Source organism: Agromyces sp. P2_B3, from assembly GCF_056404815.1.
In genome coordinates this window covers 104333-118619 of sequence record NZ_JBFUDH010000003.1, presented here as the reverse complement: position 1 = coordinate 118619, position 14287 = coordinate 104333, and the positions used below count along the sequence as shown (strand labels likewise).

The 14287-nt window shown below is 70.0% G+C and carries 10 protein-coding genes; 4 read left to right on the top strand and 6 right to left on the bottom strand.

Annotated features, from left to right (window positions below):
• The first annotated feature begins 79 nt into the window (after nt 1-79).
• Nucleotides 80-2893 (top strand): aconitate hydratase AcnA, encoded by a 2814-nt coding sequence (gene acnA / locus AC1DZA_RS06155; protein WP_476772350.1) that lies wholly within the window; start codon nt 80-82, stop codon nt 2891-2893.
• Between the two features lie 133 nt (nt 2894-3026).
• Entirely contained in the window at nt 3027-4973 is a 1947-nt protein-coding gene (dxs, locus tag AC1DZA_RS06150) for a 1-deoxy-D-xylulose-5-phosphate synthase (RefSeq protein ID WP_476761702.1), read from the top strand.
• Nucleotides 4974-5097: 124 nt separating this feature from the next.
• On the opposite strand, the gene AC1DZA_RS06145 is transcribed toward dxs, so the two are convergent.
• The 4 genes from AC1DZA_RS06145 to AC1DZA_RS06130 form a co-directional block, all read right to left on the bottom strand.
• A complete protein-coding gene (locus AC1DZA_RS06145; protein WP_476772075.1) occupies nt 5098-7239 on the bottom strand; it encodes a 3-hydroxyacyl-CoA dehydrogenase NAD-binding domain-containing protein in 2142 nt (713 codons plus the stop codon).
• Nucleotides 7236-8450: a thiolase family protein gene (locus tag AC1DZA_RS06140; protein WP_476772074.1), complete on the bottom strand. Its 1215-nt coding sequence runs from the start codon at nt 8448-8450 to the stop codon at nt 7236-7238. The genes AC1DZA_RS06145 and AC1DZA_RS06140 overlap by 4 nt, the downstream gene beginning before the upstream one ends.
• 78 nt (nt 8451-8528) lie before the next feature.
• The gene (locus AC1DZA_RS06135) at nt 8529-9725 is read right to left on the bottom strand and encodes a ribonuclease D (protein ID WP_476761848.1); all 1197 of its coding nucleotides are present in this window, start codon (nt 9723-9725) and stop codon (nt 8529-8531) included.
• The gene (locus AC1DZA_RS06130) at nt 9718-10308 is read right to left on the bottom strand and encodes a DUF3000 domain-containing protein (protein WP_309978910.1); all 591 of its coding nucleotides are present in this window, start codon (nt 10306-10308) and stop codon (nt 9718-9720) included. The genes AC1DZA_RS06135 and AC1DZA_RS06130 overlap by 8 nt, the downstream gene beginning before the upstream one ends.
• Nucleotides 10309-10401: 93 nt before the next feature.
• On the opposite strand from AC1DZA_RS06130, the gene AC1DZA_RS06125 reads away from it, so the two are divergent.
• A complete protein-coding gene (locus AC1DZA_RS06125; protein WP_476772073.1) occupies nt 10402-11616 on the top strand; it encodes an alpha/beta hydrolase family protein in 1215 nt (404 codons plus the stop codon).
• Nucleotides 11617-11667: 51 nt separating this feature from the next.
• Here AC1DZA_RS06125 and AC1DZA_RS06120 read toward each other — a convergent pair whose 3' ends face one another.
• Together AC1DZA_RS06120 and AC1DZA_RS06115 are read right to left on the bottom strand one after the other, a co-directional pair.
• Entirely contained in the window at nt 11668-12105 is a 438-nt protein-coding gene (locus AC1DZA_RS06120) for a SufE family protein (protein WP_309978906.1), read from the bottom strand.
• A 50-nt stretch (nt 12106-12155) separates the two neighbouring features.
• Entirely contained in the window at nt 12156-13055 is a 900-nt protein-coding gene (locus tag AC1DZA_RS06115) for a sulfurtransferase (RefSeq protein ID WP_476772072.1), read from the bottom strand.
• 141 nt (nt 13056-13196) lie between these two features.
• Between AC1DZA_RS06115 and zapE the strand changes: the two genes are divergently transcribed.
• On the top strand, nt 13197-14252 hold the full coding sequence (gene zapE / locus AC1DZA_RS06110; protein ID WP_476772071.1) for a cell division protein ZapE: 1056 nt from the start codon (nt 13197-13199) through the stop codon (nt 14250-14252).
• Nucleotides 14253-14287 lie beyond the last annotated feature (35 nt).

Here is a 14287-nt window from a genome sequence, read left to right as displayed (position 1 = left end):
TTGCTGGTACAGCTCCCGGCCTGACGGAGAAGATGGAGGGTCGCGCGCGGGTTCGCGCGGCATCCGCGAAGGAGAGGACATCGTGTCTGCAGTGAACAGTTTCGGGGCGAAGGACACGCTCCACGTCGGTGACAAGTCCTACGAGATCTTCCGACTCGACACCGTGCCCGGCCACGAGAAGCTGCCGTTCAGCCTGAAGGTGCTCCTCGAGAACCTGCTCCGCACGGAGGACGGCAAGAACGTCACCAAGGAGCAGATCGAGGCGCTCGGCTCGTGGGTGCCCACCGCCGAACCCGACACCGAGATCCAGTTCACGCCGGCGCGCGTCGTGATGCAGGACTTCACCGGTGTGCCCTGCATCGTCGACCTCGCCACGATGCGCGAGGCCGTGGTCGCCCTGGGCGGCGACCCCAACCGCATCAACCCGCTCTCGCCGGCTGAGATGGTCATCGACCACTCCGTCATCGCCGACCTCTTCGGTACCGAGAACGCGCTCGAGCGCAACGTCGAGATCGAGTACGAGCGCAACGGCGAGCGCTACCAGTTCCTCCGCTGGGGCCAGACGGCCTTCGACGACTTCAAGGTCGTGCCGCCCGGCACCGGCATCGTGCACCAGGTGAACATCGAGCACCTCGCGAAGGTCATCTACGACCGCGACGTGAACGGCGTGACCCGCGCCTACCCCGACACCTGCGTCGGCACCGACTCGCACACCACCATGGTGAACGGACTCGGCGTGCTGGGCTGGGGCGTCGGCGGCATCGAGGCCGAGGCGGCCATGCTCGGCCAGCCCGTCTCGATGCTCATCCCCAAGGTCGTCGGGTTCAAGCTCTCGGGGGCCATCCCCACGGGCGTCACCGCCACCGACGTCGTCCTCACCATCACCGACATGCTGCGCAAGCACGGCGTGGTGGGCAAGTTCGTCGAGTTCTACGGCTCGGGCGTGGCTTCGGTGCCGCTCGCCAACCGCGCGACCATCGGCAACATGAGCCCCGAGTTCGGCTCGACGGCGGCCATGTTCCCCATCGACGACGTGACCATCGACTACCTCCGCCTCACCGGGCGCAGCGAGGAGCAGCTCGCGCTGGTCGAGCAGTACGCCAAGGTGCAGAAGCTCTGGCACGACGCCGCGAGCGAACCCGTCTTCTCCGAGTACCTCGAGCTCGACCTCTCGACCGTGGTGCCCTCGATCGCCGGCCCGAAGCGTCCCCAGGACCGCATCGTGCTGTCCAACGCCAAGGCGCAGTTCGAGTCCGACCTCACGAACTACGCCGAGATCGACCATGACCTCGTCGACCTCGAGGGATCGGAGTCCTTCCCGGCATCCGACCCGCCCGGCAACTCGCCCGAGGACGAGTACAGCCAGCACGAGCACCACCACCACAGCCACGCGCCGGCGACGGCGTCGAAGCCCACGAAGGTGGCCCTGCCCGACGGGCAGAGGTTCACGCTCGACCACGGCGCGGTGACGATCGCCGCGATCACGTCGTGCACGAACACGTCGAACCCCTCCGTCATGCTCGCCGCCGGCCTCCTGGCCCGCAACGCGGTGAAGAAGGGCCTCAAGGCCAAGCCGTGGGTCAAGACCACGCTCGCCCCCGGCTCCAAGGTCGTCACCGACTACTACGAGAAGGCGGGCCTGACCCAAGACCTCGAGGACCTCGGCTTCTACACCGTCGGATACGGCTGCACCACCTGCATCGGCAACTCGGGCCCGCTCATCGAAGAGGTCTCGGCCGCGATCAACGAGAACGACCTCGCCGTCACCGCGGTGCTCTCGGGCAACCGCAACTTCGAGGGTCGCATCAACCCCGACGTGAAGATGAACTACCTCGCGAGCCCGCCGCTCGTGATCGCGTACTCGCTCGCCGGTTCGATGAACTTCGACTTCGAGGTGGACGCCCTCGGCCAGGACAAGGACGGGAACGACGTCTTCCTGAAGGACATCTGGCCGGATGCCGCGGAGGTGCAGTCCACGATCGACTCGTCGATCAACAAGGAGATGTTCACGCACCAGTACGCGAGCGTGTTCGAGGGCGACGAGCGCTGGCGGAACCTGCCGACGCCGACCGGCGCGACCTTCGAGTGGGATGCCGAGTCGACCTACGTCCGCAAGCCCCCGTACTTCGACGGCATGACCATGGAGACCACTCCGGTCGCCGACATCGTCGGCGCCCGGGTGCTCGCCAAGCTCGGCGACTCGGTCACGACCGACCACATCAGCCCCGCCGGCAACATCAAGGCGGACAGCCCGGCCGGCCGGTACCTCGACGAGCACGGCGTCGACCGCAAGGACTTCAACTCCTACGGCTCGCGCCGCGGCAACCACGAGGTCATGATCCGCGGCACGTTCGCGAACATCCGCCTGCGCAACCAGCTCCTCGACGGCGTCGAGGGCGGCTACACGCGCGACTTCACGCAGGCCGACGCGCCGCAGTCCTTCATCTACGACGCCAGCCAGAACTACCAGGCGCAGGGCACCCCGCTCGTCATCTTCGGCGGCAAGGAGTACGGCTCCGGCTCGTCGCGCGACTGGGCGGCGAAGGGCACGAGCCTCCTCGGCGTGAAGGCGGTCATCACCGAGAGCTTCGAGCGGATCCACCGCTCCAACCTCATCGGCATGGGCGTCGTCCCGCTGCAGTTCCCCGCGGGGGAGTCGGCCGATTCGCTCGGCCTCGACGGCACCGAGGTCGTCTCGATCTCGGGCCTCGAGCAGCTCAACGAGGGCGTCACGCCGAAGACGGTGCACGTCACCGCAACGCCGAGCGAGCACTCGCCCGCCGGCAAGCAGGCCGTCGAGTTCGACGCGGTCGTGCGCATCGACACGCCCGGTGAGGCGGACTACTACCGCAACGGCGGAATCCTGCAGTACGTGCTGCGCTCGCTCGTCTGACGCGCGTGCGCAGCATCGGGGCGGCCGGCGATTCGCCGGCCGCCCCGATCTCTTCCCGGCCACTCAGGCGGCCCGGCGTAGACTCGATTCGATCCGCGGCCGCTGCCGCCCCACTGACCCGGAGGCATGACCCATGACCCTGCTCGAGCACATCTCGGGACCACGCGACCTCGACGCGTTGAGTCACGAGCAGCTCGAGCAGCTGGCCGCGGAGATCCGGGCCTACCTCGTGGCATCCGTCTCGAAGACCGGCGGGCACCTCGGCCCGAACCTCGGCGTCGTCGAGACGACCCTCGCGATCCACCGCGTCTTCGAGTCGCCCCGCGACGCCATCGTGTTCGACACGGGGCACCAGTCGTACGTGCACAAGCTGCTGACCGGGCGCAAGGACCTGTCGACGCTTCGCCAGACCGGCGGGCTGGCCGGCTACCCGCAACGGTCGGAGTCCGAGCACGACATCGTCGAGAGCTCCCACGCGTCGAGCTCCCTCTCGTGGGCCGACGGCATCTCCAAGGCGTTCGAGATGACCGGGCAGGGCGACCGCCATGTCGTCGCCGTCGTCGGCGACGGCGCCCTCACGGGCGGCATGACGTGGGAGGCCCTGAACAACATCTCCGACGACAACACCCGCAAGCTCATCGTGGTCGTCAACGACAACGGGCGGTCGTACGCCCCGACGATCGGCGGCATGGCCCGCTTCCTCAACACGGTGCGCACGAGGCAGTCGTATCGGTCGCTCCACCAGTCCAGCCGCAAGGCGTTCGACCGGCTGGGCTCGCCCGGCCGGGCGTTCTACCGCGGCGTCCGCGGCGGCCTGCACGGGTTCCTCAGCCGGTTCAGCGGCAACGAGGCCCTCTACTCGAACCTCGACATCAAGTACATCGGCCCCATCGACGGGCACGACGAGCGCGCCATGGAGGAGGCGCTCCACCAGGCCAAGGCCTACGGCGCGCCGGTGATCGTGCACACGATCACCGACAAGGGCCGCGGATACGAGCCCGCGCGTCGCGACGTCGCCGACCAGTTCCACGCGGTGGGGCAGATCGACCCCGAGACCGGAGAATCCCTCGAGTCGGCGTCCTCGCCGTCGTGGACGAACGTGTTCGCCGACGAGCTCGTACGGCTCGCCGAGCGCAACGAACGCCTCGTCGGCATCACCGCCGCGATGCTTCGCCCGACGGGACTGCACCGCATGGCGGAGCGGTTCCCGAATCGGGTCTTCGACGTGGGGATCGCCGAACAGCATGCCGCGACCTCTGCCGCCGGGCTCGCGTTCGGCGGCTTGCACCCGGTGGTCGCCGTGTACGCCACCTTCATCAACCGCGCGTTCGACCAGGTGCTGATGGATGTCGCGCTGCACAAGGCCGGCGTCACCTTCGTGCTCGACCGTGCCGGCGTCACCGGCCCTGACGGGCCCAGCCACCACGGCGTCTGGGACCTCTCGATCCTGCAGGTGGTACCCGGCATCCGCATCGCCGCGCCGCGCGACTCGGTGCGGCTGGCCGAGGAGCTCGGCGAGGCCGTGGCGGTCGAGGATGCGCCGACCGTGCTGCGGTTCCCGAAGGGCACCGTCGGCGTGGACTACGACGCGATCCGGCGCACCGACGATGGCGTCGACGTGCTCGCCGAGTCCGGACGTCGCGACGTCCTGCTCGTCACCGTCGGACCCATGGCGGGCATCGGCCTCGACGTCGCGCAGCGGCTCGAGGCCCAGGGCATCGGCGCGACGGTGGTCGACCCCCGGTGGGTCGTGCCCGTGCCGGCCAGCGTGATCGAGCTCGCGCGCGACCACCGCATCGTGGTGAGCCTCGAGGACGGCATCCGCGTGGGCGGCATCGGCACCCGGATCCGCCAGGACCTGCGTGAGGCCGGCGTCGACACCGCGGTCACCGAGATCGGCCTGCCCGACGAGTTCCTCGAGCACGGGTCGCGGGGTGACATCCTGGAGCGCGTCGGCCTGACCCCGCAGCACATCGCCCGCGACGTGACCGCGATGGTGCTGGGCTCGAAGCTGCCGCACGCGCGCGGCGCGGGCCTCGAGGCCGTGTCGAGCGACACCACGCCCCAGCCGCGGGTCTGATTCCGAACTCACCGCCCGGCCCGAGCCGCGGGTCGCGTTCGGTCCGACCGCTCACCCGCGGCACGTCAGGACACGAGAACGGCCCCCGGCGAATCGCCGGGGGCCGTCACTTCGTGCGCGCGACCTACGCGGACACGCCCTTCACGGGCGGGTGGTGGAAGGTGTCGCCGAAGACGCGCTCGGACGCGCCCACCCGGTCGAGGTAGGGCGTGACGCCGCCCATCTGGAACGGGAAGCCGGCGCCCAGGATGAGGCAGAGGTCGATGTCCTCGGGAGCTGCGACCACCTCACCGTCGAGCATCAGCCGAACCTCGCGTGCGAGGCCGTCCTGCAGGCTGACGAGGATCTCATCGGCGCTGCGCGGATGCGTGCCACCTGACACGATCTTCATGGCTCCCTTGTCGAAGCCCTTGACCTTGCCCTTGTCGTCCTTGTCGAGGAGCTTGCCGTACTCGGCGAGCCTGTGGAGGTTCTCGCTGCGGTAGAAGCGGTCGGGGAACGCGGCGTGGTGGGTGTCCAGCACGTGCGCACCGACCTTCAGCCCGACCAGATCGAGCAGCGCGGACGGCGCCATCGGCAGGCCGAGCGGGGCGATCGCCTGGTCGACGGTCTCGAAGGAGGTGCCCTCATCGACCGCGCGCATGGCCTCGCCGAGGAGCACCGCGAGGAGGCGGTTGACCACGAAGCCGGGAGTGTCGGCGGTGATGACCGCGTTCTTCTTGAGGTTCTTCGCGGTGACCATCGCGGTCGACAGGGTCGCGACATCCGTGTGCGGTGTCTTCACGACCTCGATGAGCGGCATGACCGCGACCGGCGTGAAGAAGTGGAAGCCCACGAGCCGCTCGGGATGCGCGAGCTTGGCGCCGATCTGCTCGACCGACAGCGACGACGTGTTCGTCGCGAGCACGGCCTCGGGGGAGACGAACTGCTCGATCTCGGCGAACACGTCCTGCTTGATCTGGAGCTCCTCGAACACCGCCTCGATGACCCAGTCGCAGTCGGCGAAGTCGGCCTTGTCGGTGGTGCCTGTGACGAGCGCCTTCAGGCGGTTGGCCTCATCGGGGGAGATACGGCCCTTCGAGAGGAGGGTGTCGATCTCGTCGGCGATGTATGCGACGCCCTTGTCGACGCGCGCCTGGTCGATGTCGGTGATGACCACGGGCACCCGGAGGCGGCGAACGAAGAGCAGCGCGAGCTGGCTCGCCATGTAACCGGCGCCGATGACGCCGACCTTCGTCACCTTCTTCGCGAGCTCCTTGTCGGGCGCTCCGGCCGGCCGCTTCGTGCGCTTCTGCACGAGGTTGAAGGCGTAGACGGATGCCTGGAGCTGGTCGCCCGCGATGAGGTCGGCGAGCACCTCGTCCTCGCGCTGGAATCCCTCGGCGCGGCTGCCGCTCTTCGCCGCCTTCATGAGGTGGAGGGCGGCGTACGGCGACTGGGGAACGGAGCCGATGCGGCTCTTCAGCATCTTCGTCGCGATGCCGATCGCGGCATCCCACTTCACGAGGCGTTCCACCTTGCCGGGCTCGTGCGGCCGCTTGACCTTGACGCGACCGGAGATCACGTCGTCGGCCCAGCGGATCGAGTCCTCGAGGTAGTTCACCGACGGGAAGATGGCGTCGGCGATGCCGAGGTCGAACGCGTCCTGCCCCTTGAGGGTTCGGTTCTGCTTCAGCGGGTTCTCGATGACGACCTTGAGTGCGTTCTCGATGCCGATGAGGTTCGGGAGGATCGTGGCGCCGCCCCAGCCGGGGATGAGCCCGAGGAACACCTCGGGAAGGGCGAGCGCTGGGACCGAGGCATCCACCGTGCGGTAGTCCGCGTGCAGGCCGATCTCGACGCCGCCGCCGAGGGCGAGGCCGTTGTAGAACACGAAGGACGGCACCCCCACCTCGCCGATCTTCGCGAGCGCGTAGTGGCCGAGCTGCACGAACTTCTTCGCCGTCTCCTTGTCGGGGATCTCGGCGACCTTCGAGAGGTCGGCGCCCGCGGCGAGGATGAACGGCTTGCCCGTGACGGCGACGGCGTGGATCTCGCCGGCGGCGGCCCGCGCCTTCAGCCCGTCGAGCGTGTTCGCGTACTCGAGGAGCGTGGCGGCGCCGAGCGTGTTCGGCCGGGTGTGGTCCCGTCCGTTGTCGAGCGTGACGAGCGCGAGGGTCTTGCCCGACGGGAGCGGGACGTCGCGCACGTAGGAGTGGGTGACGACCTCGTCGTCGCCCGCGAGGGCGACGAGGGAGGAGAAGTCGATGGTGGAGTAGTCGGTCATCCGCGGGCCTTCTTCGCTGCCTTCTTGTCGAAGTTCGGGTTCTCCCAGATCATCGTGCCGCCCTGGCCGAGGCCGACGCACATGCTGGTGATGCCGTAGCGCACCTCGGGGCGCTCGACGAACTGGCTCGCGAGCTGGTTCATCAGGCGCACGCCCGACGACGCGAGCGGGTGGCCCACGGCGATCGCGCCGCCCCACGGGTTGATCCGGGGGTCGTCGTCGTCGATGCCGTAGTGGTCCATGAAGGAGAGCACCTGCACGGCGAACGCCTCGTTCATCTCGAAGAGGTCGATGTCGTCGACCGTGAGGCCCGCCTTGCGGAGCGCCTTCTCGGTGGCCGGGATGGGACCGATGCCCATGATCTCGGGGTCGACGCCCGCGAACGCGAAGCTGACGAGCTTCATCTTCGGCGTCAGGCCGAGCTCCTTCGCTGCGGCGCCCGACGCGAGGATGGCGGCCGTGGCCCCGTCGTTCAGGCCCGAGGCGTTGCCTGCTGTGATGCGGCCGTGGGGACGGAACGGGGTCTTCAGCGTTGCGAGGCCCTCGAGGGTGGTCTCGGGTCGCATCACCTCGTCGCCCGTGGCGAGTCCCCAGCCCTCCTCGGTGCGGACGGCGACCGGCACGAGGTCCTGCTGGATCTTGCCGGCCGCGTAGGCGGCGGCGGTCTTCTGCTGGCTGGCGAGGGCGTAGCGGTCGCTGCGCTCCTTCGTCAGCTGCGGGAAGCGGTCGTGGATGCGCTCTGCGGTGGCGCCCATGACGAGGGCGTCCTCGCCCACGAGCCGCTCGCTGAGGAAGCGGGGGTTCGGGTCCACGCCCGAGCCCATGGGGTGGTGGCCCATGTGCTCCACGCCGCCGGCGATGGCCACGTCGTACATGCCGAAGCCGATCGAACCCGACATCATCGCCGCGGCGGTCATCGCCCCGGCGCACATGCGGTCGATCGAGAATCCCGGCACCGTCTTGGGCAGCCCCGCGAGGATCGCCGCCGTGCGGCCGAGGGTCAGTCCCTGGTCGCCCGTCTGGGTGGTGGCCGCGATGGCGACGTCGTCGATGCGGTCCTTCGGCACGTTCGGGTTGCGCTCGAGCAGTCCGACGATCGCCTTGACGACGAGGTCGTCGGCCCTCGTGTTCCAGTACATGCCCTTTTCACCGGCTCGTCCGAACGGGGTACGGACCCCGTCGACGAACACGACTTCAGCTCGTTCAGCCACGCTGCAGCTCCCTCGATTTGGTCAGGATGTCTCGATCCTACGAACGGGCCGGGAGGGCGCTGAATCGCTTGACGGAACCTACGAAGCGCCGGATGCGGCATCCTCAACGGATTGTGACGCCTCGACAAAGGCATCGGCGATGATCTGTGCGGTTGCCTCAACCTGCCACGGCCTCGCACCGAGCTCCGCGAGCGCGATGGCGATGGCATCGGCCGTGGGCTCGGCGGGCGGATGCCACGCGACGCGCCGCAGGTGATCGGGCGTGAGGAGGTTCTCGACGGGCATCTCGATGCGCTCCGCGACCTCGACGACGCCGGCTCGCGCGAGGCGCAGGCGTGCGTCGGCCTCGGGGTTGCGCATCGACCACGCGCGCGGCGGAGGCGGCGAATCGGTCGGGACGCGCACGGCGGGCAGCTCGTCGGTGGTCAGTCCGCGTTCGACGGCCGACCACCACCGGTCGAGCTCGGAACGGCTCGCCCGGCCCGTGAACTCGCGAAGGTCTGCGAGCGCGCGACGGGTGGCGGGCATCGCCCGGGCGGCCGCGAGGATCGACGCGTCGGGCACCATGCGGCCGGGTGCGACGTCGAGCTCCGAGGCGCGGGCGTCGCGGGCGAGCCAGAGCTCGCGGGCCACCGCCAGGCTCCGGGGGCTCCGGATGCCGTGGATGCCCGAGAGTCGTCGCCACGGCTCAGCCGACGGCACCTTGGCCTCACGGTCGAGGACCGCCCGGAACTCCTGGTCGGCGAGGTCGGTCTTGCCCGCCTCGTCGAGGCGTGCCACGAGCGCGTCGCGCACGTCGACGAGCAGCTCCACGTCGAGCGCGGCGTACGTCAGCCACGACTGCGGCAGCGGCCGTGTCGACCAGTCGGCCGCCGAATGCTCTTTCGCCAGGTGCACGCCGAGGAGCTCCTCGACCACGGACGCGAGCCCGACCCGCGGCATCCCGAGCAGTCGTGCCGCGAGCTCGGTGTCGAAGATGCGCTCGGGATCGAGCCCCACCTCGCGGAGGCACGCGAGATCCTGGCTGGCGGCATGGAGCACCCACTCGTCACTGCCGATGGCCTGCTGCAGCGAGGTGAAGTCGGGGATCTGGGGCGGATCGAAGAGGAACGTGCCGGCACCACGGCGATACATCTGGATGAGATAGGCGCGCTGCGAGTACCGGAATCCGCTGGCCCGCTCGGCGTCCACCGCGATGGGACCTTCTCCGTCACCGAGGCGCCGGACCGCGTCCTCGAAGTCGGCGGGCGATTCGATCACCCGGAATTCATCCACGGTCGTTCCTCCGTCGGGGCAGGGCGGTCACCCCCTCTGAACGAGGCGGCAGCCCCGCGAGCATGCACAACAACTCACCCCAGCCTTCCACATGCGGGCCGACGGCGGCATCGAGGGGCGTCCACGACGCCCGCACCTCGATCTGCGCGCCGTCGCCCTGGCGTGCGAGCTCCCCGAATCCGGTGGACAGGATCTTGGTCGCGGTGCCGGATGCCGCGATGTACCGTGCCCCGCGCGCGTCGAGCGCATCCACGAGCCACGACCACGCGACATCCGCGAGGAACGGGTCGAGCCCGATGTCGGTCTCGAGGGGCGCCTGCGCGAAGCAGACCACGCGGAACCGGCCGCCCCAGGCCTCGGGTTCGGTGGGGTCGTAGAGGAGCACGAAGCGGCCGGTGCCGAGGTCGGAGTCGACCTCGTGCCGGCTCGGCGCGACATCCGCCGACAACGCCACCGCGAAAGGGGCGAGCGAACCCGGCGCAGGGATCTCCGAGACCCGCAGCTCCGCTCGTGGTGAGGCCGCACGCACGGCGTCGAGTGCGGCCTCGAACTCTGCGGGATGATGCGTCGAGGAGTCGGGCACGTGTGCAGACTAGAGTCTCGGATGGGGCGCAGGGCGGCGGCACGCCGCACCGCCGCCCAGAGAGACGAACGGCTTCGCGGGGAGGGCGCAGGGATGGGTCGAGGAGCGGACTCGGGGAATGCGGTGCGCATCGCGGGGACGGCGATCGGACTGCTCGCCGCCGCCGTCGGAGCCGTCGCCGCGGTGACGACGGTGGTCATGGCGCGGCGGGTGGTGACCCCGTCCACCACTCGCACCGAGGACGTGAGGATCCTGTCCGTCGACCTGCCTCGAGGCGAGATCGTGCTGGCGGCCTCCGCTGAGACGCGGATGCCGGGTCGGTACGGGCTCTGGTTCGAACGGGACTCGGGGCACGCCCGGCTCGGCGAGATCGTCGACGAGACCGACCGCGTCGTGCGGCGACGACTCGATGCGGTGGATTTCGGACGGCTCGACCGCGCGGGACGCGGTCGCCTCAGCGGCTGGTACCACCTCGGACCGTGGGAGCTGGGGCACGAGTACGAGAACGTGCTGGTGGAGACGCCGCTCGGGCCCGCGCCCGCGTGGTTCGTGCCCGCCCCCGAGCCGTCCACGCAGTGGGTGGTGCAGGTGCACGGGCGCGGCGCGAAGCGCCAGGAAGGCCTGCGCGCCGTCGATCCCGCGCGGGACGCCGGCTGGAACACGCTGGTCGTGTCGTATCGCAACGACGGCGAGGCTCCCGAGAGCGCCGATCGCCGCTACGGGCTCGGAGGCACCGAATGGGCGGACGTCGTCGCGGCCGTGCGCTACGCCGAGCAGCACGGCGCGGAGCGGATCGTGCTCATGGGCTGGTCGATGGGCGGCTCGATCGTGCTCCAGGCGGTGCTGCGTTCCGCCGCGGTGCGCGAGCGCCTCGTCGGGGTCATCCTCGACTCGCCGGCGATCGACTGGGTCGACATCCTCCGGTTCCAGGGCACGCTGCAGAAGCTGCCTCCGGGGTACGGCGACATCGTCGTGCGCCTCCTGGGCGGGCCATGGAGCGGTGGCCTCACCGGCCTGGCCGCGCCCATCTCGGTGGAGGAACTCGACCCCGTCGCGCGCGCCGACGAGCTCGACGTGCCCATCCTCCTCATGCACAGCCAGGACGACGGCTACGTGCCCATCGACGGGTCACGACGGCTCGCGGCCGCGCGTCCCGACCTCATCGAGTTCGAGGTCTTCGAGGGCGCCCGCCACACGAAGCTCTGGAACCACGACCCTGCACGCTGGACACGGCTCGTGCGCGGATGGCTCGAACGCAGCGACGCCGACGTGCGTCGGCTCGCCGAGGAGGCGGAGATCGCCGGCTGACGCCTGATACCTGCCTCCGCGGCTCGCCTGCGGGGAAGCCGTCCCGATCGTTCAGGCCGCCACGCGCTCCCGCACCTGTCGGCGCACCCGGGCGAGCATGCCCGACATGCCGCGCACCCGCAGCGGCGACACCGCCTCGGCCAGGCCGAGCGACTGCGGGTAGTCGGCGGGCACGGCGAGGACCTCGTCGACCGAGAGCCCGTCGAGACCCTGCACGAGGATCGACGCGAACCCCCGCGTGGTGGGCGACTCGGCCGGTGCCGTGGCGTGCAGGTGCACCCGTCCGTGCTCGACCTCCACGAAGATGAAGACCGGCGACTGGCACTCCTCGACCTTCTCGAAGAGGTCGGGGTGGTCGCGGTACCGCTCGGGCAGCTCGGGCAGCTCGTTGGAGAACTCGAGCAGCAGCTGCAGGCGATCGCGGACGCCGAGCGCGAGGAAGTCCTCGCGGGTCTCGGCGAGTCGGGCGGGCAGGGTCGTGGCGTCCATCGGATCCATTCTCCCACCGCCGACGTGCGACACCGCCCGCAGGCTCCGGACTAGCGGGTCGGCACCTCGCCGCGCTCGGCGCCGGTCGCGATGGGCACGCGCACCGCGCTGCCCCACTCGGTCCACGAGCCGTCGTAGTTGCGCACGTGCTCGAAGCCGAGCAGGTGCGTCAGCACGAACCAGGTGTGGCTCGAGCGCTCGCCGATGCGGCAGTACGCGATCACCTCGTCGCCGTCGCTGAGACCGGCCTCGTCGCGGTAGATCGCGTCGAGCTCGGTGCGGCTCTTGAAGGTGCCGTCCGCGGCGGCGGCCCGGGCCCACGGCACGGATGCCGCGGTCGGGATGTGCCCGGCGCGGAGGGCGCCCTCCTCGGGGTACGCGGGTGCGCTCGTGCGCTCGCCCGTGTACTCCTCGGGGGAGCGCACGTCGATGAGCGGGTTGCCGAAGTGCGCGAGCACGTCCTCCTTGAACGCGCGCACGACGGAGTCGTCGCGCTCCACGACCGGGTACTCGACGAGGCTCACCTCGGTGACGTCGGTGGTGAGCGGACGCCCCTCGGCGATCCAGAGGTCGCGGCCGCCGTCGAGCAGGCGCACGTCCTCGTGGCCGAAGAGCGTGAACACCCACAGCGCGTAGGCCGCCCACCAGTTGTTCTTGTCGCCGTAGATCACGACGGTCGTGTCGCGGGCGATGCCCTTCGAGCCGAGCAGGGCGGCGAACTGCTCGCCCGTGAGGTAGTCGCGCACGACCGGGTCGTTGAGGTCGGTGTGCCAGTCGATCTTCACGGCGCGGGGGATGTGGCCCGTCTCGTAGAGCAGCACGTCCTCGTCGGACTCGACCACCACGAGGCCCGGTTGCCCGAGGTGTTCGGCGAGCCATTCGGTGGTGACGAGGCGCTCGGGGTGCGCGTACTCGGCGAACTTGGCTGCGGAGTCGAACTCGGCGGACATGGAACCTCCAGGGATCGTCCGATCGGACGGGGTGTGCGGGGGAGCGGACTAGGCTGGTGACCTGTCCACCTCGAATCTACGCGGCGTGCGGGTGGAAGTCAGCATGCCCGTCATCCGGTGCAATACGGGAGTCCCTCCAGCATGACCACGGCCGCGAGCCATGCCCTCATCCGCCTCATCGAGCGGAATCCCACCATCTCGGCGGCCGAGATCGCCTCGGAACTGGCGCCGCCGCCGCAGTTCGAGCACGCGTCCTTCGAATCGTATCGGCCCGACCCCGACTTCCCGTCGCAGCAGGCGGCCCTCGATCGGCTCAAGGAGTTCGCCGGCGCCTGGCGCGCGGCGCAGCGCCCGGGCGGATTCTTCTCGCGCAAGCGGCCCGCACGCATCGAACTGCCGGGCGTGTACCTCGACGGCGGCTTCGGCGTCGGCAAGACCCACCTGCTCGCGGCGCTGTGGCACGTCGCCCACGGGCCGAAGTACTTCGGCACCTTCATCGAGTACACGGCGCTCGTCGGGGCGCTCGGGTACGCGCAGGCGGTCGAGCTGCTCCGTGGTGCACGCCTCGTCTGCATCGACGAGTTCGAGCTCGACGACCCGGGCGACACGATGCTCATGACCCGCTTCCTCGGCGAGCTGATGGCCGGGGGCACCAGGGTGGCGGCCACCTCGAACACGCCGCCGAACGCCCTCGGCGAGGGCCGGTTCGCGGCGTCGGACTTCCTCCGGGAGATCCACGCGCTGTCGTCGAACTTCGAGACCCTCCGCATCGACGGCCTCGACTACCGCCGCCGCGACACCGAGGGGCACGCCGAGGCGATCCCCGACGCGGCCGCGGTGACGCACACGGCCGAGGCGCTCGCCGCGCGCGGCCACCGGGTCTCCCTCGACGGCTTCGACGACCTCATCGCCCACCTGGCCACGGTGCATCCGTCGAAGTACATCAAGCTCATCCAGGGAGTCGAGTTCATCGCGCTCGAGGGCGTGCACGAGCTCTCGAACCAGAACGCGGCGCTCCGCCTCGTGGCCTTCATCGACCGGGTGTACGACGCGGAGGTGCCGATCATCGCGAGCGGCATCCCGCTCGACCAGGTGTTCGACGACGAGATGATGGGCGGCGGCTACCGCAAGAAGTACCTGCGCGCCATGAGCCGCATGATCGCCCTCACCACGGGCGAGCTGCCGCCGCACGACTGACGTCGCGCACGCGGCATCCGTGAACGCGTGATGAG

What these genes read in the sequence shown, in the direction of transcription:
- zapE (WP_476772071.1), top strand. Translation starts at nt 13,197, where the DNA reads ATGACCACGGCCGCGAGCCATGCCCTCATCCGCCTCATCGAGCGGAAT.
- AC1DZA_RS06115 (WP_476772072.1), bottom strand. Translation starts at nt 13,055, where the DNA reads ATGTCCGCCGAGTTCGACTCCGCAGCCAAGTTCGCCGAGTACGCGCAC.
- AC1DZA_RS06120 (WP_309978906.1), bottom strand. Translation starts at nt 12,105, where the DNA reads ATGGACGCCACGACCCTGCCCGCCCGACTCGCCGAGACCCGCGAGGAC.
- dxs (WP_476761702.1), top strand. Translation starts at nt 3,027, where the DNA reads ATGACCCTGCTCGAGCACATCTCGGGACCACGCGACCTCGACGCGTTG.
- AC1DZA_RS06125 (WP_476772073.1), top strand. Translation starts at nt 10,402, where the DNA reads ATGGGTCGAGGAGCGGACTCGGGGAATGCGGTGCGCATCGCGGGGACG.
- AC1DZA_RS06145 (WP_476772075.1), bottom strand. Translation starts at nt 7,239, where the DNA reads ATGACCGACTACTCCACCATCGACTTCTCCTCCCTCGTCGCCCTCGCG.